Origin of the sequence: Streptomyces sp. NPDC002870 (assembly GCF_042888505.1) — a bacterium.
In the GTDB taxonomy this organism is placed as follows: domain Bacteria; phylum Actinomycetota; class Actinomycetes; order Streptomycetales; family Streptomycetaceae; genus Streptomyces.
Window position 1 is genome coordinate 62,756 of record NZ_JBIAPW010000023.1, and the last position, 20,172, is coordinate 82,927.

A 20,172-nucleotide genomic window follows, 5' to 3' on the forward strand; every position below is an offset into this window, starting at 1 on the left:
CCCAAGCCGCGAAAGGGTACACATCCCATGGCCAAGAAGAATGTGGCGGAGCAGTTCGTCGACATCCTCGTCCGCGCCGGCGTCCAGCGGCTGTACGGAGTCGTCGGCGACAGCCTCAACCCCGTCGTCGACGCCATCCGCCGCAATTCCTCCATCGACTGGGTCCAGGTCAGGCACGAGGAGGCCGCCGCTTTCGCGGCGGGCGCCGAGGCCCAGATCACCGGGAAGCTCGCGGCCTGCGCCGGCTCCTGCGGCCCCGGCAATCTCCACCTCATCAACGGGCTGTACGACGCCCACCGCTCCATGGCCCCCGTGCTCGCCCTCGCCTCGCACATCCCCTCCAGCGAGATCGGCCTCGGCTACTTCCAGGAGACCCACCCCGACCAGCTGTTCCGCGAGTGCAGCCACTACAGCGAGCTGATCTCCAACCCGCAGCAGATGCCGCGCCTGCTGCAGACCGCGATCCAGCACGCGATCGGCCGCAGCGGCGTCAGCGTCGTCTCGCTCCCCGGCGACATCGCCTCGCAGTCCGCCCCGGAGAAGTCGATCGAGCACGCCCTGGTCACCTCCCGTCCCACCGTGCGGCCGGGAGACGCGGAGATCGACAAGCTGGTCAGGATGATCGACGAGGCGGACCGCGTCACGCTCTTCTGCGGCAGCGGCACGGCGGGCGCGCACGCCGAGGTCATGGAGTTCGCCGAGCGCATCAAGTCGCCGGTCGGGCACGCGCTGCGCGGCAAGGAGTGGATTCAGTACGAGAACCCCTTCGACGTCGGCATGAGCGGCCTGCTCGGCTACGGCGCGGCCTACGAAGCCACCCACGAGTGCGACCTGCTGCTCCTGCTCGGCACGGACTTCCCGTACAACGCCTTCCTCCCCGACGACGTCAAGATCGCTCAGGTCGACGTCAGGCCCGAACACCTGGGCCGCCGGTCCAAGCTGGATCTGGCCGTCTGGGGCGACGTGCGCGAGACACTGCGTTGTCTCACCCCGCGCGTGCGGGCCAAGACGGACCGCCGGTTCCTCGACAAGATGCTGAAGAAGCACACCGACGCGCTCGAGGGCGTCATCAAGGCGTACACCCGCAAGGTGGAGAAGCATGTCCCGATCCACCCCGAGTACGTCGCCTCCGTACTGGACGAACTCGCGGACGAGGACGCGGTGTTCACCGTCGACACGGGCATGTGCAACGTCTGGGCGGCCCGCTACATCTCGCCCAACGGCCGCCGCCGGATCATCGGCTCGTTCAGCCACGGCTCGATGGCGAACGCCCTGCCGCAGGCCATCGGCGCCCAGTTCATCGACCGCGGCCGCCAGGTCGTCTCGATGTCGGGAGACGGCGGCTTCACCATGCTGATGGGCGACTTCCTCACTCTCGTCCAGTACGACCTGCCCGTGAAGATCGTCCTGTTCAACAACTCCTCACTGAGCATGGTGGAGTTGGAGATGCTGGTCGCGGGACTCCCGTCGTACGGAACCACCAACCGCAACCCGGACTTCGCGGCGATCGCGCAGGCGGCGGGGGCGTACGGCGTACGGGTCGAGAAGCCCAAGCAGCTCGCGGGCGCGCTCAAGGACGCCTTCCGGCACAAGGGCCCCGCCCTGGTGGATGTGGTCACCGACCCGAACGCGCTCTCCATCCCGCCGAAGATCAGCTCGGAGATGGTGTCGGGCTTCGCGCTCTCCGCCGGCAAGATCGTGCTGGACGGGGGCGTAGGCCGGATGGTTCAGATGGCGCGCTCCAATCTGCGGAACGTACCGAGGCTCTGACGCCGCGGCCGTTGTTTGAGGATTCGACTTGAATCGACATGAGTGGCGCTCTCCGCGTGGGGCATGCATTTCCGTGTACATATTCGACACACGGGGTCGTTCCGAAGAGAGGGCTGTCCGACGTGCGGGTGGGGATGATGACTGGGCGTCAGGGAGGGGCTGGGCCTGCCGCGAGCGGGCACGGCGGAGAACCTGGGGCGGAGGGGGACCCGGGCGGTCGGCTGCGCCGCCGATTAGGCTGCGCGGATCTCACCGCCGTCCCTGAAGTACGTCATGCGCTGCGGGAGTTGTTGCGGCACTGGAGAAAGCAGGACACAGCGGAGGTGGCCGAGCTGCTCGCCAGCGAGCTGGTGACCAATGCGCTGGTGCACACCGATCACGGCGCGGTGGTCACGGCCACCGTCGCCGCCTCCACACTCCGCGTGGAGGTACGGGACTTCATGGCCGGGCTGCCGGTGCAGCAGGTGCTGGCAGCGCACCTGGGCACCCACGGCAGGGGGCTGGTCCTGGTGCAGAGCCTCGCGGACGCGTGGGGCGTGCGCACGCACGGCGTGGGCAAGGTGGTCTGGTTCGAGCTGCACGAAAGCCCGGCCTGACAGTCGCAGACCGGCCTTCGCGTGAGTGTCGGTGGCTCTCGGCCATTACCCGTATTGCCGCTCCAGATCTCTGAGCTTCCGCTCCAGGGAGTCGAGACGCGGCAATGTCAGGGTGTCGTCCTCGGCGGTGAGGTCGACTGTGCGCGGCTCAGTGCCGTTGGCCGCCTTCACGGCCTGGAGGGAGGGCCGGGATCGAAGCGGCAGCTGCCCAGGCTCGGTTATGGCAGGCTCCGCGACGGTCCCGACGCCGCCGGAGGCGGCCTGAGTTGATCCCGCCGTGGAGCTGAGGGCGGGAAGCTCCGCCCGGCGGTCGCCGTGACCGCGTCCCCAGGCCCGGTGCTGTCGGTTCAGTGCCCTGATCTGCGCCCGCTCCATCTTCTCCCTGTCCCGCCTGCGCAGCCGGTTGCGCTGCTTCTCCCGCCGGTCCTCGCGGACCTCGTCGACCGCCTCGTCCAGAGTGCGTACGCCTTCGAGCAGCATCAGCGACCAGGCGCCGAAGGTCTCCCGGGGCGCCCTCAGCCACCGTACGATCCGGATCTGCGGCAGCGGGCGGGGCACCAGGCCCTGCTCGCGCAGCGCGGCCCTGCGGGTCTGCTTCAGCGCGCGGTCGAACAGCACCGCGGCCGACAGCGACATACCGGCGAAGAACTGCGGGGCGCCCGCGTGGCTCAGCCCCCGTGGCGCATGCACCCAGTTGAACCAGGCGGCGGCGCCCGCGAAGGTCCACACCAGCAGCCGTGAGCCGAGTGCCGCGTCGCCATGGCTGGCCTCGCGCACCGCGAGCACCGAGCAGAACATGGCCGCGCCGTCGAGGCCGAAGGGGACCAGATACTCCCAGCCTCCGGTGAGGCTGAGATTCTCCCGGCCGAAGCCGACCAGACCGTGGAAGGAGAGCGCGGCGGCGACGGCCGCGCAGCAGAACAGGAGTACATAGGAGGCCGTGCCGTAGATCGCCTCCTTGCGCCTTCGGCGCTCCTCGCTGCGCTCCCAGGAGTCTTCGGCCGCGGCCTTGTCACCGGCGCGCCTGCCGCGCGCGAGCACCGCCACCGCCACCAGGACTCCCACGAGCATCACGCCGCCGGGAAGCAGCCAGTCCAGTGATATGCCGGTCAGTCTCATGGGCGGTGTCCCTTGCATCGCGGTAGGGCGTTTCGGCCGCCATATTGGCCGAACTCCCGGCGCGCTCAAGGGGTTTTCGGGGCGATAGAACACCAACGGGGCCGCATCGCATACGGATAGGTGCGTTTCGGTCGAACTGCCCTACGAAAAAGGGGAGTTGGTTCGAATTACGCCACCTGGTCAGGTGACGTGACGGCGGGTATGCGGGAGATCAGGCGTTCGGCCGCAGTTTGCTCACGCGGTCGGCGTCGCACGTGCGCGGACAGGTGACGCAGGTCTCGTCGGGCCGCAGTGTGTAGAAGAGGCAGCAGCTCGCCCGGTCGCGGGTCGGCAGCGGCTCGCCGGCCGGTCCGGCGAGCTCACGGAAACCGGCGGTGCCTACGTACGGCTTGGTGGCGCCCGGCAGCAGCTGATCGAGCTCCGCGACGGCCCGCTGCTCTTCGCCGAGCAGATGCGCGACGTACCAAAGGCCTTCGACGATCTCGTCGGTCGCCATACCCCACAGCGCGCGCTTGCCCCGGCGCATCCGCGGCCCGAAGCCGTCCAGGACGGGCCCGATGTGGTCGGCGACGGCTGCTCGGACCTCGGCGCGCAGGGCCTCCTCGTCGGGTACGACGCGGGCACCGGGCAGCTGTGCCGCGGGGTCGTCCGGCAGGCAGGCGAACTCTGTCACCCGGACCGCCATCTGCCCCAGCGCGCGGTGGAAGGCGACGTCCTCGACGGGTGCCCGCGGCACCCGGCGGTGCAGAAACCAGGGGACCGTGATCAGCAGACTGGCGGGCCAGGCATAGCGGTGCAGACCGAAGCTTGCGATCACGTCGGGTCGGGCCTGCTGTCCGTAGTCGCGCAGGACCTGAGCGTTGTCCCAGGCGAGAAAGGCGTCGAGAGTGGGGCCTGAGTGGGCGAGCTCGGCCGCGCTCACCCAGCCCGCGCCGGACGGAAGCCGCTCGCCCTCTGTGAGCTCCCGCAACCGCAGCCCGGGGAAGACCTCGGCCAGGCGCGCGTACGCCTCGCCGACGGGCGAGGCGAGCGCGGGCAACAGGGCGGGAACGGTCATGCTGGGGACCACCGAATCGCGATCATTGGCAGGTTAGCCTTACCTTACCCGACGCATTCGATGTTTGAACTGCGGCCCCCTCCGCCTATGGTGCACAGGGGCCCTGCGCTTGATGCCGGGCCCGGCGCCATGCCGGAGGAGGACCCGAGTGGAGCAGGCCCGAGCGCGCGATGCCGCGCTGCCGCAGCCGTACGCCTCCGCCCGTGTCCCCGAGCAGGCAGGCCCGCCCGACCGCCCGGGCCCGGCGCAGCCACGCATTCCGGCACAGGTTCCGGTACAGGCCCGCGCGCCGGAAGGTGCGCGAGGCGAGCACACCCACAGCGAGCCCCCCGCTCCGGGCACCGTGCCCCGCACGGTCCGGCGCCACTCGGTTCGCGGCCAGATCCTCGAAGCCCTGCGCACCGCCCTGGTCGACGGCGAGCTGATCCCCGGCGAGGTCTACTCCGCCCCCGTCCTCGGCGAACGCTTCGGCGTCTCGGCGACGCCCGTACGCGAGGCGATGCAGCAACTGGCGAACGAGGGCGCGGTCGAGGTCGTCCCCAACCGCGGCTTCCGCGTCACGGTGCGCAGCGCGCGCGAACTGGCCGACCTGGCAGAGGTCCGCTCCCTGCTCGAGGTCCCGGTCATTCTCCGCCTGGCCCGCACGGTTCCGGCCGCCCGCTGGGCCGCCCTGCGCCCCCTGGCCGAGGCCACGGCCGCGGCCGCGGCCATCGGCGACCGCGCCGCATACGCAGAAACGGACCGCGCCTTCCACCGCGCGGTGCTCGCGCTGTCCGGCAACCACCAACTGGTGATGGTCGCCGACGGCCTCCACCGCCGCTCCCAATGGCCCCTGACGAGCGCCCCGGCCATGCGCCGGGCGGACCTGCTGGCGGACGCGGCGGAACACATGGCGCTGCTGGAGGCGCTGATCGCGCAGGACGTGGCGGTTGTGCAGTCGCTGGTACGGGAGCACTTCACGGGCGCGGACGGCTGACGGCAACAGCTCGGCACATTCGGCCGCGGCCGGCTTGTGCGCCTTGTCGGGCCGCGGTGCTGTTGATGCGGATGCGTGCCGACTCCAGGGCATTGGGGCATCGGGCGCTCAGCCGTGAAGGCGGAAGGACAGAGCATGCCCATACCCGGATCCATAGCAGGCGGTCGGCGTTGTGCCGTGGCCATCGCCGCGGCAGTTGTCTGCTCGACGGTATTCACCGGGCCGGACCTCGCACGGGCGGATGGCGCGCCGTCACCTTCGGTGCCCGCCCCGAAGCTTGACTGGAGACCCTGCGTCCAGGGCAGTCGGTTCGACTGCGCGACCGCGAAGGTGCCGCTGGACTACGGCAACCCCGGTCGTCGCACCATTGAGCTGGCGGTCGTCAAACGGAAGGCAACCGGCCCCGGACGGCGCATCGGCACCCTGTTCTTCAACCCGGGCGGCCCCGGCGGGCCCGGAACGGTGCAGATGCCACAGAATTACGAGGCCTTCCCCCGGGAGGTGCGGGAGCGGTTCGACATCGTCAGCTGGGACCCCCGAGGAGTCGGCAACAGCACAGCGGTGAACTGCTTCCGCAGTCCCGAGGAAGCCGACGCCTGGGGTGCCGGCAAACCGGCCGGTGGCTTCCCGGTGGGCGAGAAGGAGCGCACGGCCTGGATCGCCGCGTACAAAGATCTGGCCCGGCGCTGCCAGCAGCGTGACCCCGAGCTCCTGCGCCATGTGTCGACCGCCGACACCGCTCGCGACCTCGACCAGCTCCGCCAGGCGATGGGGGACCCACAACTCACCTACCTCGGGATCTCCTACGGCACGACCCTCGGCTCCACCTACGCCAACCTCTTCCCCGGCAAGGTCCGCGCCATGACCCTCGACAGCAACACCGACCCGCAGGCCTGGACGAACCACGCGTCCAACAAGGCCCCCCGGCTCACGACATTCCTGCGCATGGGCGCGGACCGCGGGGCGGCAGCAATCCTGGACAGGTTCCTCGCCCTGTGCGGGTCCGCCACCACCGCCCGCTGCGCCTTCTCAGCCGGCAGCCCGAAAGCGACCCGGGACAAGTTCGACCAGCTGCTGCGGCGGCTCCGGGAACATCCCGTGGGCGCGTGGACCTATGGCCGTACGGCCAGCGACGCAGTGAGCAGCCTCTACATTGTCCACCCCGGATGGACGGACCTCGCCGGCAGGCTGCAGTACCTGTGGCTGGGCCGCGTCCCGGAGCCGTCCCCACCCCCACCCGCACCACCGGTCCCGAATCCGAATCCGTACACGGGCGATGAACAGGCCAGTGCGGTGCTCTGCGGCGACAGCCCCAATCCGCGTGACCCCGGTGCTTACCACGCCATGGAGGAGGCCAGCGCCATCCGTACGGGCGACGCCGGACGCTTCTGGACCTGGGCCGCAGAGGGGTGTGCCGACTGGCCGGCCGTAGCTGCCAACCGCTATCGCGGCCCGTGGAACAAGCCGACGGCGCACCCCGTCCTGGTGGTCGGCACCACGTACGACCCCGCCACTCCCTACTCGGGCTCGCAGGCCATGGCCAAGGAACTGGCCAACGCCCGCCTGCTCACCAACAACGGGTACGGGCACACCGCAATGCTCAACCCCAGCAGCTGCGTCAACGAATACGAGAGCCGCTACTTCATCGACGGCACGCTCCCGCCGAAGGGAGCAACGTGCCAACAGGACACGCCTCCCTTCCCCGCACCCAAGCCACAGGGCGGCGTCACCACGGGCGGGGGCGGGATGGCCGACGTCGTCTCGTGAGTCCTTCATCGTGGGAGCGGCGCGCTCGGGCCTGGCTGCGCCGTCGGAAGCGTGACTCCGCGACGGGGCCAGGCTTTGACTCTCTGCGGTCTGCGCGCCTGAGCGGGCGCGCGAGTCAGGAGAGCCAGTCGGCGTAGCGGGTGGGGGCGCGGTGGGCGTCCTTGTCGGTGAGAACGTCACCCTTGACGACGGCGAACATGCCGGCGGTGGGGTCGGTAACGACGGTACGGCTGTCGCCCTTGTGGGACAGGGTGATCCGGCCCAGCTCGTCCAGGGAGAAGATCTCGGGGCCGGCGATGTTGCGAATGCCACCCAGCGGGGCGCCCGCGGCGACTCCTGCCACCGCGTCGGCCACGTCCTTGGAGGCGATCGGCTGGATCGGCGTGGCGGGCAGCCGGACGGTGTCGCCGTCGGCGGTCCACGACAGGACGGCGTCCATGAACTCCATGAACTGCGTCGCGCGGACGATCGAGTAGGGGATCGGCCCGGCCGTGAGGACGTCCTCCTGGAGCACCTTGGCCCGGTAGTAGTCCAGCTCCGGCACCTGGTCCACGCCGACGATCGAGAGGATGACGAAGTGGCCGACGCCGCCCTTCTGGGCCGCGGCCAGAAGGTTGTCCATCGAGGTCTGGAAGAAGGCCGGGGAGGCTTCGTCGAAGGTCGGGGAGTTCGTCAGGTTGACGACGACGTCGGCTCCCGCCACCGCCGCGTCCAGTCCCTGGCCGCTGATGACATCGACTCCGGTGGACTGCGCGTGCGGTACCGCCTCGTGCCCGGCGGCGTTGAGAATCTTGACGACCTGCGACCCGATCAGCCCGGTACCGCCGATGACTGCGAACTTCATGACATGCCTTTCGTCGGGAGTATGTCCGGAATATGACATAACAACCCCTATGTGGGCCTGGCATGCACCTAACTCGGACATGTTTTGTCCGAGACTATACACGGACACAAATTGTCCGAGTCAAGGCGGCTGATTAGAGTGGCCGAGTGAAGATGTCCGGCGGAGTCGAGTGGGCCCTGCACTGCTGCGTCGTGCTCACGTCGGTCGAGGAGCCCGTCCCCGCGACCAAGCTGGCGGAACTGCACGACGTCTCTGCGAGCTATCTGGCCAAACAGCTGCAGGCGCTCTCCCGGGCCGGGCTCGTGCGCTCGGTCCAGGGCAAGGCGGGCGGGTACGTACTCACCCGGGAACCCGCCTCGATCACGGTGCTCGATGTGGTCGAAGCGGTCGACGGCCCCGGCCAGGCGTTCACCTGCACGGAGATCCGCCAGCGGGGCCCGCTGGCCACCCCGGCCGAGTCGTGCACCGTGCCCTGCCCGATCGCCCGCGCGATGACCGGGGCGGACGCGGCCTGGCGAGAAGCGCTGCGCGCCGTCTCGATCGCCGATCTGGTTCAGGATGTCGCCTCCGCCTCCGGCCCCTCCGCGATGGTCCGCATCGGCGGGTGGCTGACCGCGCCGGAAGCCTGAGGACCCGGGGGACGAGAACGCCTGCTCGCCGCCTGCTCTGCCGAAGTAGCCGTCGAGGCCGGGAAATGCGCGAGGCCGCCACCGCGGGGCATGCCGGCTCAGACGAAGCGTCAAACTCCCGTCACTGTACGTATGTTCACGCAGCGGTTCAGCTCCACACGCCTCGGCGAAGACCGGACGGGCGGAGCTCACGCTGCCGCGCCGAACCCGCCGCTAACCTTTGGCCAGAGCTGTTGTGTCCATTGAGTGGGGGGTCATTCATGTCCGCGGAACTGCCCGAGTCGTCCATACCCGACGAGGCGTGGGAGGAGTTCCAGCGCGAGAGCGAAGGACCCGCACGCCTCGCCGCGCCCAAGGAGCCGTCCGCGCGGGCGCGGATGGTGACCGAGCGGCTGCGGCGTGAGGACGAGGAGGCCGCGCGGCGGCACGGCAAGGTGCGGGGCTGGGGCAGGCGCAGGAGACCGGTGCGGGCGGAACCCGACGCGTGGCGGGCGTGGCCGTCCCGGAGGCGGCAGGCGCGGCGGCGCAGGGGTTGGGGCGTCTTCTGGGTGCTCGTGGTCGTCGGGGTCGTGCTGGTCCTGATGAATCCGGCCATGTCGCTCTCCTGGCTGGTCGGCTAGGAGGGCAAAGCTGGGCAGGAGGCGGCTTCCGTCCGGGAGCGCCCCCATCCGTATGAGGGAGTCATCCATGGCCTTGACCCGTGAAGAGCCTGAGCGTTTCTGGGCGAGCCCCACATCGCCGCCCTGGCCGTGGACGCGGGCGAGGGCGGGCGGGCTCCGCTCACCGTGCCCATCTGGTACCAGTACGCGCCCGGCGGCGACGTCTGGGTCATGACGGGACGTGACTCCCGCAAAGCCGCGCTGATCGGCCGGGCCGGACGGTTCAGCCTGATGGTCGACCGCGTGGCGCCCACCGTCCGGTACGTCTCCGTCGAAGGGCCCGTCATCGAGACCCTCCCGGCCACCCGCGATCAGCTCGTGGAGCTCGCGGCCCGCTACCTCCCCGCCGAAAAGGTCGAGACCTACGTCGACTTCGCCTGGAAGGCTCACGGCGAGAACGTGGTCATCCGCATGCGTCCCCAGCACTGGCTCAGCTCGGACCTCGGCGAGTTGTGAACGGCCCGCCTCCGGTCATGCCGCGGGTTCGGACTGCGGAGGCGAGGTCCGGACCGGCGCCGTCGGGGGCAGTTGCTCCGCCAGCCACACCGGTACGCCGCCCAGCAGGCGGAACAGCCGGCCCGCCTCCGCCCGTAGCCGGCCCGCCTCCGGCTCCGTCTCGCAGTCGGCGAGCGCGGCCAGCGCCGGGGCCGTGCCGATCAGATAGCCGAGTTCCTCCCGGATCCGCAGCGACTCGCTGAAACCGTGCCGCGCCTCCGTCAACTCCCCGTCCCGCAGGGCGAGTCCCGCCAGATGGTGCCAGGTGAAGGAGAGCAGCAGCGGGTCGCCCTGCGCGGTGGCTCCGGCGTGGGCGCGCTGGTAGGCGGCACCGGCGGCCTGCGGGGAGTCCGCGATGTGCTCGGCGACCAGGCCGCGGCGGAAGTCGAGCAGCGGGCGTCCCGGCGACGTGGGGGCGAGCAGCGCCGCGGCGCGGCCGAGCGCGGAGCGGGCCTCGTCGGCGCGGTCGCGTACGCCGAGGCGGGTCGCCGCGTACGCGAGCCGCCCGCGCTCGCACGCCGCGCCGCCGCGCTCCTCGTCGTCCCGGGCCACGGCCTCCGCCGTACGCAGCGCGTCCTCCGCGTCGGCCCAGCCGTCGGCGGTGAACAGACAGCGCTCGACGAGCAGTCCGGCCCGCTCCAGCGCGGCCGCGGGATCCGCCGTGTGCGGGATGAGCAGGGCTGCCGCATCGGTCCAACAGCCGCGCGAGCGCAGCCGCCATACCGCGGTCTGGAGTGGATCGTCACCTGCAGTGGTTCCGGAACCAGACATGGCGGTATGCGCCACATTGCCCTCCCCGAGCACGCCATTGAGCTGTTGAGTCTGTCGCATCTCAGCATGGATGGGCATGCCTGGCCAAGAGGTCAGGTGAATGAATTCACAATCGCTCAGCGCCCGATGGGGTCGCCGTGGGCGCCGTCGCCGGGGGAGATCAGCGCGAGATGGCCCCCGTCGTTCAGCGGTGAGGGCACGCTCAGGGTCGTGACGTGGGCCGCTGCATCGGCGTCAACCAAGTGGATCTCACCATGACCCCCACGAGTGACCGCGACGAACGGTGAGCCGGGGGAGGCGGCGATCGCCCGGCGCTGCACGCCGTCCCAGGGCGTCCCACCCGGGCGCGGCGCGCCGTCCATGGCGGGCAGCGGCAGGCGGGCGGTGATCCGCGGTGTGCCGGAGTCCACGGCGATGAGGACCAGTTCGTCGCCGTCCGGATGGACCCTGGCGTACGCGACGTGGCGCGCGGCGACCGCGAGGCGGAAGACCAGCCCGGGGCCGAGGGGGAGGCGGCCGGTGTGGCCGGAGTCGAGCTGGTGCCACCAGGCGTCGTTGGTCCACTCCGGCCAGCGCGCGGGGTCGGTCGGCCCGCCCCGCACGCAGGACCAGAGCGTGCGGCGTGCGGGATCGAGCCGCAGGTAGTACCCGCGGCCTTCGCCGGCCCACGGCAGCGGCTCCTCCGGCACCAGGGCCGTTCCTTCGCGGCGGGCACGGTGCACGCCGGAGCTCGCGGCGGCGAACAGCCGCCCGGTGAGCGGGTCCTGGGCGTCGCCGTGTCCGTCGTCGTCCGGCAGGGGCACCTCGTGTACGGCCTCGGCGGGCGGGCACGCGGGCGCGGCGGCCATCAGATCGGCGTGCCGGTAGGCGGTGAGCGAGCCGGGTTCGCGGTGGCGCAGTACGACCAGGGCGTCCGACGGATCACCGGCGCCGAAGACGGTGACGCCCGGTTCTCCCATGCGGGTACGGACCCGCACCGATCGCGGTCCGCCGGGCGCTGCGAGGTCCACGGCGGTCAGCAGGTCGCTCCACGCGTCCCAGTTGCGCCCGAGCCCGGTGGTGACGGCGAGCAGCCGGCCGCCGGGGTCGGCGGCCAGATGCTCGGCGGGGATCGCCACCGGGGCGGTCGCCTCGACGAGCGGCCTGTCCGCCTCGGGTCCGTACGGATCGAGTACGACGAGCTCGCCCGCGAGGTCGTCGACGAAGGCGGTACGGCTCCCGGGCAGCGCCAGGAATCCCGCGTGCTCGGCGAGATGGCGGCCCTCGGCCCGGCCCGCCTCGCGGCCGTCGGGAAGGTCCAGCACCCGTATGGATCCGGCTACTTGGTCGGCGACGAGCAGCCGAGGGGGTGGGGTGGTCGCGGGTGGCATGGCGGCCTCCGGTGGGGTGGGCAGTCGGCTAGCTTGTTGATAATGATTATCATGTGAGAATTCTGGAACCTAGCTGAACTGAGAGATGCGATGTCGCGCAGAGCGCTGATGACCGTCCGTCGACTGGCCGCCGCCGCCGTGATGGGGACCCTGCTGGCAGGCTGCGGAGCCACCGCCGAGAGCACCTCCGACAAGGCGGGCGGTGCCGGGCCGAAAACAGACGTCAGGGTCGAACCCATAGCCGCCGCCCGGAAGATCACCGACGCCAAGGGCGTCACCGTCACGACCCCGCAGCCCCCGAGGCGCGTCGTCTGTCTCGTCGCGCTCTGCGACGACATCCTGGCCGAGCTCGGGATGACCCCGGCCGCCACCAACTCGGCGCTGCTCGCCCACCCGAAGTTCCTTGGCAAGGAGAAGGCCGGGAAGATCCCGGTGGTGCCCGGCGGATTCCTCAGCCCCGAGGCCGAGGCGATCCTGTCGCACAAGCCTGATCTGGTCATCGGTCTTGAGGACACGCACGGCAAGCTCGCGCCCGCGCTGAAGGGCGCGACGGTCTTCTGGCCCGTGCAGCCCGCGAACTGGCAGGACAGCGTGGGCTGTCTGCGCAACCTGGCCGCGCTGACGGGACGTACCGAGCAGGGCGAGAAGGCGGAGCGCGGCTTCCGCGAGAAGCTCGCCCGCGCGGAGAAGGCGAAGAGCGAGAAGACCTCGCTGATCATCTTCGGCAGCGACGAGAACTTCGGCGTCGCGACGCCGGGCAACGACGTCGCCGCCGGACTCTTCCCGAAGATCTCCGACTACCCCTGGAAGAGCCGGGGTGTGGAGGGCACGTACAGCATGGAGGAGATCCTGGCGCGCAACGTCGATGTGCTGTTCGTGGAGACGCTCTCCTTCGGCGGCCCCGCCGACGCGAAGCTCTCCGACAAGCTCGCCAAGAACCCCCTCTGGTCACAGATCCCGGCCGTCAAGAACGGCAAGGTCTACGAAGTCGACTCCGAGGTGTGGGCCAAGGGCCGTGGCACCCGTTCGCTCGGCATCGTCCTCGACGAGGCGACGGCCAAGCTGAAGTGAGCCGCCAACTCACCGTGGCGAGCGGGCTGTTGGCGACGGCCGTGGTGTGCGCGCTGTGCCTCGGCACGCCGTACGTTCCGCTCCCGCAGCTGCCGGGAGCGGTCGGCGGCGACGGGCTCGCGGGCGTCGTCGTCACCCAACTGCGGCTGCCCAGGCTCGTACTGGCGCTGATCGCCGGCGCCTGCCTGGGCGCGGCGGGGCTCGTACTCCAGGAGGCGCTGCGCAATCCGCTCGCCGTCCCGGAGATGCTCGGCGTCTCCTCCGGCGCGGCGCTCGGCGTCGCCGCGCCGCTGGTCCTGTCCGTGTCGGTGCCGCTCGCCGTAGCCCCGCTGCTGGCGATCGGCGGGGCGGCGGCCGGGGGCGTACTCACCCTGCTCGCCGCCGGGTTCGGGCGCAGCCCATCGGCGGTACTGCTCACCGGCGCGGCGGTGTCGGCGGCGCTCCAGGCTGCCCTGCTGGTGCTGATGGTCCTCGCCGACCAGCTCGACCTCCAGCTGATCTACCGCTATCTGCTGGGCAGTCTGTCCGCACGGACCTGGGGCGATGTGACCGGACTCTGGCCCTGGCTGGCCGCCGCCGTGCCCGCGCTGGTGCTGTGCGCTCCGGTCCTTTCTGTGCTGCGGCTCGGCGACGACGACGCGCGGGCGCTGGGGGTACGGGTGCGGCGCGCCCGGCTCGCCGCGCTGGCCATCGCCGTCCTGCTCATCGCCCCGGTCGTCGCCGTCTGCGGTCCGGTCGCCTGGGTCGGCTTCCTCGCCCCGCATCTGGCGCGCCGGCTGCGGCCTCAGGCGGACGCGGTGCGGTGGCTGCCCTGGTCGGCGGTGTGGGGCGCACTTGTCGTGGCGTGCGCGGATGCGCCGGCGCGGCTCGCGCTGGCGCCGATCGAGACGCCGGTGGGGGCGTGGACGGCGCTGCTCGGCGTGCCGGCGGGGGTCGCCCTGCTCAGGACGGGACGGAAGGCGGGGGTCGCATGAAGGTCTCAGGCCGTACGCATACGGGCCGGGCGCGGCTGCTGATGCTGCTCGCGCTGCTCGTCCTGGCCGTCGGATGCGCCGACCTGGTCGCCGGGCGGGCGCTCGGACCGGCAGACGTGTGGGAGGTCCTGCGTGGCGGCGGCGATCCGACCGCGCGCCACGTCGTACTCCAACTCCGGCTCCCCAGAGCCCTGGTGGCGCTCGCCGCAGGCGCGAGTCTGGGGCTGGCCGGGATCGTCCTCCAGGCCGCGCTGCGCAATCCCCTGGCCGGTCCCGAGGTCACCGGCGTCACCCCCGGCGCGGTGCTCGGTGCGGTGGCGGCCACCGGGCTCGGCCTCGCGGGCTGGGAGTCCCCGGCGGCCGTGGTGGTCGCGGCCTGCCTCGGCGGGTTCGGCGGGGCGGGGCTGCTCTGGCTGCTCGCGGGGAGGGAGCAGGGCGACCCGGCGCAGACGGCCGTCCACGGGGTGCTCGTATCGGCGGTGCTCTCCGGGCTGACGGCGATGGTGCTGCTGGTCGCGCCCGGCGAGCTGGGCAGCGTCGTGCAGTGGCTGGTCGGCTCCACCGAGGGCCGGGTCTGGGAGCACTGGGTGTTGCTGTGGCCGTGGGCCGGCGCCTGGGCGGTTGCCGCGTATGCGCTCGCCGCACCACTGACGCTGCTGCGCTGCGGCGACGAACAGGCCGCGGCGGCGGGCCTCGCCACCGGCCGCGCCCGCACGGCGGGCCTGGTGTGCGCCGTCGCTCTGACCGCGGGCGCGGTCTCCGCGGTGGGGGCGCTCGGTTTCGTGGGTCTGCTGGTGCCGCACCTGGCGTTCGCGCTCTTCGGTGCGGACCTGCGTACGGCGCTGCCGGGCGCGGCCCTGCTCGGGGCTGCGGTGGTGTGCGGGGCGGACGCGGGGGCGCAGTGGCTGTCCCGGGCGCTGGCCGATGCCCTGGACGCGGACCGGCTGAGCGTGCCGACGGGCGCGCTGACGACATGCGTGGGGGCGGCGCTGCTACTGGCGGTGGCCCGGCGCGGGGTGCCGGAGCAGTGACGGCGGCATCCGCATGGATGGCGGCCGTCTTGGCCGGCGGACCTTGTGGGCCTGCGCGGCAGCCATCGACCGGTTGTCCACCGGCCCGATCGACGACAGGGAACGACGACAGGGAACAGGGGCGAACCCTCATGGAGGAGAGATGACCGCAACAGACACCGAACCCGTCTCCGAGGCAGCAGGGGCCGGCCCACCCGGGACGCTCCAGGTCGAAGGCCTGCGCTTCGGATACCCCGGACGAGAAGTCCTCTGCGGCATCGAACTGTCTGTAGCCGCAGGCGAGTTGGTGGCCCTCGTCGGGCTCAACGGCTGCGGCAAGAGCACCCTGCTGCGCCTCGGCGCCGGGCTGCTGCGCCCCTCCGCCGGACGGGTGCTCCTCGGCGGCGACGACCTCGCCCGGCTCTCTCGAAGAGCGGCGGCCCGACGAGTCGCGCTGCTGCACCAGTCCGCCCCCGCCGTACCGGGCATCACCGTACGTCAGCTGGTGCGGCAGGGGCGCTACGCCGACCGCGGTCCGCTCGGCATGCTCCGCGACGGCGACGACGCCGTGTGCGCGCGGGCCATGGCGGACGTCGGAGTCGCCGAGTGGGCCGACAGGCCCGTCGACTCACTGTCCGGCGGCGAGAGGCAGCGCGTACGGCTCGCGATGGCCCTGGCTCAGGACACCCGTGTCCTTCTGCTCGACGAGCCCACCACGTATCTCGATCTGCGCCACCAGCTGGAAGTGATGCGGACCGTGGTGCGGCTGCGTGAGGAGCGCGGGCTGACGGTGGTGATGGTGCTGCACGACCTTGGGCACGCGGCGCGGTTCGCGGACCGGATCGTCGCCCTGCGGGCGGGCCTGGTGGCAGCCGACGGCCCGCCGGACGAGGTCGTCACGCCCGAGCTGCTGGCCCAAGTCCTGGGCGTGGCAGGCCGGGTGGGACGTGATCCGGAGGGCGGCTGGCCGGTGTGTTACCCGGATCACCCTCTCCCTGACCCTGAGGGACTTGCGAAATGAAAATCATATTCATTAGTGTCGGCGGCGCGGCGCCGATCTGACCGGCGGCGTTCATTTCCAACTGACTGGAGGCTCAACTCATGGAGCAGCACAAGGTGTTCAGCCCGATCGCCGAGCAGGGCCAGCTCGCGCACCTGTCCGCCACCCACTCCAACGCGCTCGTCGAGAACCCCTTCGACGACGCCGTCGAGACCGGCGCGGACAACGACAAGTAAGTCCCGCATCGGGCCCGCCCGGAGCGCCTTTCCGGGCGGGCCCGACCCGCACCACCCCCAGAAACCAGGAGACATCTCGTGCCCACCGCGCGGCTCGCCCCCGGCGTCGCCCTCGTCACCGTCCCCGGCCAGGGTCTCGCGATCCGTACGCCCGACGGGGAGTTCCTGCGCGTCGACACCGGCGGGGCAGCCGAGGATGCGCTGGTGGACCGGCTTACCGCAGGGCCGGCGACGGGGGAGTCCGATCCCGAACTGGACCGGCTGGCGACGGCGTTCGAGGATGCGGGCTATCTGATCCGCTCCCCGGACGGCCCGCGGCGGCCGCTTGCCGGGCGCACTGTTCTCCTGCTCGGTGACCCGGTGCTCACCGAACCGCTCGCCCACTGTGTACGGGCCGAGGGAGGCGAGGTGCGGTCTGTCGAGCCGGGCGAGATCTCCGCGGCCGCAGCGCAAGATACGTCGACCGCAGTGCAAGACCCGTCGGCCGCCTTCGTCTGGTGCCTCGACTCGCCTGTGCCGCAAGGACTCTGGGACGAGGGCGACCGGCTGCCCGCGCGCGGCACCGGCTGGCTCCGCTGCCACCGCGAGGGCGCCCAGGCCTGGCTCGAGCCGCTCGCCGCGGCACCCGGCGACGTCACCTCGGCGCATGTACGGCTGCGGCGGCTCGCGGCGACCCCGGCGTACCGGGAACTCGCCGCGTACTGGGCGGGCTCGCGCACGGACGACACCGGGCCGCGCCACACCGCCGCGTCGGCGGCGCTGACCGCGGCCCTGCTCACCGCCGATCTGATCGCCTGGGCGACGGGCGCGGAAGCGGCGACCGCGGGGGCAGCGACGGGCGTGGCGGGTGCTCGACGTCGGCTGCGCCGGATCGACCTGCGCCACCTCACCGTCACCGAACACCCGGTGCTGCCGGTGCCCGACGTCGCCCCGCTGCCGGGGAACCCGGGCCGATGACCCTCCACATACCCGTGCCCGGGGCCCGTCTTGCGACCGAGCTGTGTCTGCCGGACGGCACCGGGCCGTTCCCCGCGGTAGTCGTCCGCACGCCGTACGACCGGCATCGCCTCCGTGCCGAGGCGCAGGGCTGGGCCGCGCGCGGATTCGCCGCAATCACGCAGGACGTACGAGGCCGGTACGGCTCCGAGGGCGACTGGCATCCGTACCGCAGCGAGGAGACGGACAGCGCCGCCACGCTGCGCTGGGTCCGGCAGCAGGCATGGTGCGACGGGCGCGTGGTCGCGGCGGGTGCCTCCTACGGCGCCTACTGCGCGCTGGCCGCGGCGGTCGGCGACGACGCGGAGGCCAGACCGGACGCGGTGATCGCGGCCGTGCCCGCGCTCGGACCCGCCGAAGCCGCGCGTGAACCCTCGGGCGTGGAGCGGCTGTTGGGCCGGACTGGCTGGTGGGCCGCGCACGGCGACCGCCCCGACTCCGACGAATCGGCACTCGGCAAGGCGCTCGCCCACGATCCCCTTCTGCTCGAACACCTACCGCTGACGAGCCTCCCGGACCGGCTGGGCCGCGAGCTGCCGTCCTGGCCGGGCGTGTGGGAGTCCTGCCGCCGCGACGAGCTCGCGCTGCGGGGCGGCGCGTCGGAACTGCCGCTGCTGGCGGTGGGCGGTACCCGCGACCCGTTCGCGGCGGACACCCTGCGCCTGTGGCGCGGCTGGGGCGGCCCGGCGCGGCTGCTGCTCGGGCCATGGGGCCACGGCCTGACCGCGGACCCCGCCCCGGAGGCCCGCCCGGGCCACCGGCTGAACCTCGGTGAGCTGTACGTACGGTGGGCGCGGGCAGCGCTCGGCGGCGAGCGTGGCACGGCCGTGCGTGGTGCGGTGGCGCTGGGTGGGAGCGAGTACTGGTACGCGACAGGTCCCCAGGACGCGCACCTGCGAGGCGCGGCCGCCGAGTGGGACTTCGGGACCCGGGCCGGGCTGCGGCTCCTCTCCGGTGACACCTTCACCGCCGACCCCCGACAGCCCGTCCACTCCGACCACTTGGACGTCGACCCCACCGGGCCCCCCGACCGCACCCTCCTCGTCACACCGCCCCTTCCCCGGCCGCTCGATCTCTTCGGGGACGCCGAGGTCCGCCTCCGTGCCGTCGCCGACACCCCTTCCGCCGACTGGGTCGTACGCCTGGTCGCGCTCGATCCGGACGGGCGGGCCGAGCCTCTCGCTTTCGGCGTCGTACGCCGGGCCGATCCAATCGGGACCGATTCGGAGTTCACCGTTCCGCTCGGGTTTCTGGCGCGGCGGGCGGCCGCCGGAACCCGGCTGCGGGTCGAGGTCGCCGGCCATCACTTCCCCGCCCACGCCCGCAATCCGCACACCGGCGAGAACCCGGTGACCGCCACCCGGCTTGCCGCCTCGCGCCGGACCGTACGGATGGCGGGCAGCACGCTCCTGCTGTCCGCCGGCCGCGGCCGGCGCGTCGATCCCGTACAGGAGATGTGTAGTTGACCAGCGCCCTCACCCTCGACGCCCTCGTGGACCCCGTCTGCGGGCTCATCCGCGCCGTCGAGCCGGTGCCGCACCCGGACGGGGCCCCGCCCCGCTACACCGCGATGACCGCCGATGTCTCCGACGCGCGCCGGTTCGGCGCCTGGCCGGCCGACCGGGTGTCCCTCGGGACCACCTTCGGCGATCCCGCGGGCGCCAGGATCGCCGCCGTCGCCGAGGCCGTCGAGCGCTACTGCGGCAACCGGCTGCCGCCGCCCGGCCACCCCGACGCGCCCCGCCGGGCGACCGCCGCCGAACTCCGCGCCGAGGGACGGACGTTGTACGGACCCGGCGACCTGCCGGCGTACGCCGACTGGCAGTACGAGCGACCGGGCTTCGCCTACCGGCCGCTCACCCCCGACACGCCCGCCCTGTGGGCTCGCGCGAGTGAGGGCGGTGAGGAGTGCTGGGCGCCCGCCGCGCTCACCCATCTCAACTGGCGGCAAGGAGAGCTGCGGGAGTTCCCCCTTACGCACCATCTCAACTACGCCGGGATCGCCACCGGCCAGGGCCTCGACGACGCCATCGAGCGCGGACTCCTCGAAGTCGTCGAGCGCGACGCCCTGGAGCTGTGGTGGCATCTCGACGGTCCCACCCGCGGCATCGACCCGGACTCCGTCCCCGGTCTCGCCCGCGACCTCGAAGGCTGCGGCCTGGAGGTCAGCATCGTCGAGATGCCGTCCGAATTCGCGCCGTGCATGGCCGCGCTGGTGTACGACGCCGAGCGCTCCATCCACGCCGCGGGCTTCGCCTGCCGGTACGACCCGGCCGAGGCCGCCCGCAAGGCCGTCCTGGAAGCCGTGCACACCTGGGTCTTCACACAGGGCGCGGTCGACGCGGACGGCTGGGTCTTCCGGGCCATCGAGGCCGGGATGCTGGCGCGCGGGCTGTACCTCGACCACCGGGCCGACCGTAGCTATCTCGACGACTGCGGTACGGACTTCGGGGCCGTCCGGGACCTGGGCGCGCATGTCCAGGTGTGGCTCGACCCGCGGATGACGCCACTGGCGCGGCGCTTCACCCGTCCGGAGCTCGGCGTCGTACCCGTCGAGGCGGTCACGCACGGCAGCCGCGCCGCCCTCGACGCGCGCCTCGCCGAAGGCGGCCACCGGGTGATCACGCTCGACCTCACGACGGAGGACGTGGCCGAGACCCCACTGCGGGTCGCCCGCGCTCTCGTCTCCGGTCTGGTGCCCAACGCCCCCGCCGCATTCGGGTACTTCGGCTGCACGCGCTTCGGGCAGGCGGCCCTGGAGCGCGGCTGGCGCACCGAAGTGCCTTACGGGCCGGGCGACTTCACGCTCTCCCCGCCACCGCACATGTGAGG

Annotated in this window: 18 protein-coding genes and 2 pseudogenes; 15 read left to right on the plus strand and 5 right to left on the minus strand. The window is 72.1% G+C overall.

Features of this window, described 5'->3' with window-relative positions; genetic code table 11:
- Positions 1-27: 27 nt before the first annotated feature.
- Both ACFYWY_RS25285 and ACFYWY_RS25290 read left to right on the plus strand, forming a co-directional pair.
- Complete coding sequence (locus tag ACFYWY_RS25285; RefSeq protein WP_389190296.1) at positions 28-1,770, plus strand: pyruvate dehydrogenase; 1,743 nt, start codon at positions 28-30, stop codon at positions 1,768-1,770.
- 137 nt (positions 1,771-1,907) lie between these two features.
- Positions 1,908-2,366, plus strand: a complete 459-nt coding sequence (locus ACFYWY_RS25290) for an ATP-binding protein (protein ID WP_389190350.1) — start codon at positions 1,908-1,910, stop codon at positions 2,364-2,366.
- 45 nt (positions 2,367-2,411) lie between these two features.
- Here ACFYWY_RS25290 and ACFYWY_RS25295 read toward each other — a convergent pair whose 3' ends face one another.
- Positions 2,412-3,485: a DUF2637 domain-containing protein gene (locus ACFYWY_RS25295; RefSeq protein WP_389190297.1), complete on the minus strand. Its 1,074-nt coding sequence runs from the start codon at positions 3,483-3,485 to the stop codon at positions 2,412-2,414.
- Between the two features lie 211 nt (positions 3,486-3,696).
- Positions 3,697-4,542, minus strand: coding sequence for a (2Fe-2S)-binding protein (locus ACFYWY_RS25300; RefSeq protein ID WP_389190298.1), 846 nt, complete (start codon positions 4,540-4,542; stop codon positions 3,697-3,699).
- 148 nt (positions 4,543-4,690) lie between these two features.
- On the opposite strand from ACFYWY_RS25300, the gene ACFYWY_RS25305 reads away from it, so the two are divergent.
- Positions 4,691-5,518 carry a GntR family transcriptional regulator gene (locus ACFYWY_RS25305; RefSeq protein ID WP_389190299.1) on the plus strand — a complete coding sequence of 276 codons (828 nt, stop codon included), beginning with the start codon at positions 4,691-4,693 and terminating at the stop codon, positions 5,516-5,518.
- 135 nt (positions 5,519-5,653) lie between these two features.
- Positions 5,654-7,285 (plus strand): alpha/beta hydrolase, encoded by a 1,632-nt coding sequence (locus ACFYWY_RS25310; protein ID WP_389190300.1) that lies wholly within the window; start codon positions 5,654-5,656, stop codon positions 7,283-7,285.
- Between the two features lie 115 nt (positions 7,286-7,400).
- On the opposite strand, the gene ACFYWY_RS25315 is transcribed toward ACFYWY_RS25310, so the two are convergent.
- The gene (locus ACFYWY_RS25315) at positions 7,401-8,129 is read right to left on the minus strand and encodes an SDR family oxidoreductase (protein ID WP_389190301.1); all 729 of its coding nucleotides are present in this window, start codon (positions 8,127-8,129) and stop codon (positions 7,401-7,403) included.
- A 152-nt stretch (positions 8,130-8,281) separates the two neighbouring features.
- Here ACFYWY_RS25315 and ACFYWY_RS25320 point away from each other — a divergent pair, with 152 nt between their 5' ends.
- The 3 genes and pseudogenes from ACFYWY_RS25320 (at position 8,282) to ACFYWY_RS25330 (ending at position 9,873) form a co-directional block, all read left to right on the plus strand.
- Entirely contained in the window at positions 8,282-8,758 is a 477-nt protein-coding gene (locus ACFYWY_RS25320; protein ID WP_389190351.1) for an RrF2 family transcriptional regulator, read from the plus strand.
- A gap of 260 nt (positions 8,759-9,018) precedes the next feature.
- Positions 9,019-9,378: a hypothetical protein gene (locus ACFYWY_RS25325; RefSeq protein ID WP_389190302.1), complete on the plus strand. Its 360-nt coding sequence runs from the start codon at positions 9,019-9,021 to the stop codon at positions 9,376-9,378.
- 67 nt (positions 9,379-9,445) lie between these two features.
- Positions 9,446-9,873 (plus strand): annotated as a pseudogene (locus tag ACFYWY_RS25330) (pyridoxamine 5'-phosphate oxidase family protein).
- A gap of 15 nt (positions 9,874-9,888) precedes the next feature.
- On the opposite strand, the gene ACFYWY_RS25335 reads toward ACFYWY_RS25330, so the two are convergent.
- Together ACFYWY_RS25335 and ACFYWY_RS25340 are read right to left on the minus strand one after the other, a co-directional pair.
- Positions 9,889-10,743, minus strand: coding sequence for a hypothetical protein (locus ACFYWY_RS25335; RefSeq protein WP_389190303.1), 855 nt, complete (start codon positions 10,741-10,743; stop codon positions 9,889-9,891).
- Positions 10,744-10,799: 56 nt separating this feature from the next.
- Positions 10,800-12,053 (minus strand): hypothetical protein, encoded by a 1,254-nt coding sequence (locus ACFYWY_RS25340; protein WP_389190304.1) that lies wholly within the window; start codon positions 12,051-12,053, stop codon positions 10,800-10,802.
- A 90-nt stretch (positions 12,054-12,143) separates the two neighbouring features.
- On the opposite strand from ACFYWY_RS25340, the gene ACFYWY_RS25345 reads away from it, so the two are divergent.
- From ACFYWY_RS25345 to ACFYWY_RS25380, 8 genes and pseudogenes are all read left to right on the plus strand, one after another.
- Positions 12,144-13,124 carry an ABC transporter substrate-binding protein gene (locus ACFYWY_RS25345; RefSeq protein WP_389190305.1) on the plus strand — a complete coding sequence of 327 codons (981 nt, stop codon included), beginning with the start codon at positions 12,144-12,146 and terminating at the stop codon, positions 13,122-13,124.
- Positions 13,121-14,098 carry a FecCD family ABC transporter permease gene (locus ACFYWY_RS25350; RefSeq protein ID WP_389190306.1) on the plus strand — a complete coding sequence of 326 codons (978 nt, stop codon included), beginning with the start codon at positions 13,121-13,123 and terminating at the stop codon, positions 14,096-14,098. The genes ACFYWY_RS25345 and ACFYWY_RS25350 overlap by 4 nt, the downstream gene beginning before the upstream one ends.
- The gene (locus ACFYWY_RS25355; RefSeq protein WP_389190307.1) at positions 14,095-15,129 is read left to right on the plus strand and encodes a FecCD family ABC transporter permease; all 1,035 of its coding nucleotides are present in this window, start codon (positions 14,095-14,097) and stop codon (positions 15,127-15,129) included. The genes ACFYWY_RS25350 and ACFYWY_RS25355 overlap by 4 nt, the downstream gene beginning before the upstream one ends.
- A gap of 142 nt (positions 15,130-15,271) precedes the next feature.
- A pseudogene (locus tag ACFYWY_RS25360) lies at positions 15,272-16,145 on the plus strand (ABC transporter ATP-binding protein).
- 64 nt (positions 16,146-16,209) lie between these two features.
- On the plus strand, positions 16,210-16,344 hold the full coding sequence (amiA, locus tag ACFYWY_RS25365; RefSeq protein ID WP_389190308.1) for a streptamidine family RiPP: 135 nt from the start codon (positions 16,210-16,212) through the stop codon (positions 16,342-16,344).
- Between the two features lie 78 nt (positions 16,345-16,422).
- Positions 16,423-17,301, plus strand: coding sequence for a hypothetical protein (locus tag ACFYWY_RS25370; RefSeq protein ID WP_389190309.1), 879 nt, complete (start codon positions 16,423-16,425; stop codon positions 17,299-17,301).
- Complete coding sequence (locus tag ACFYWY_RS25375; protein WP_389190310.1) at positions 17,298-18,806, plus strand: CocE/NonD family hydrolase; 1,509 nt, start codon at positions 17,298-17,300, stop codon at positions 18,804-18,806. Before ACFYWY_RS25370 ends, ACFYWY_RS25375 begins: the two co-directional genes overlap by 4 nt.
- Positions 18,803-20,170, plus strand: a complete 1,368-nt coding sequence (locus tag ACFYWY_RS25380) for a YcaO-like family protein (protein ID WP_389190311.1) — start codon at positions 18,803-18,805, stop codon at positions 20,168-20,170. Before ACFYWY_RS25375 ends, ACFYWY_RS25380 begins: the two co-directional genes overlap by 4 nt.
- Positions 20,171-20,172 lie beyond the last annotated feature (2 nt).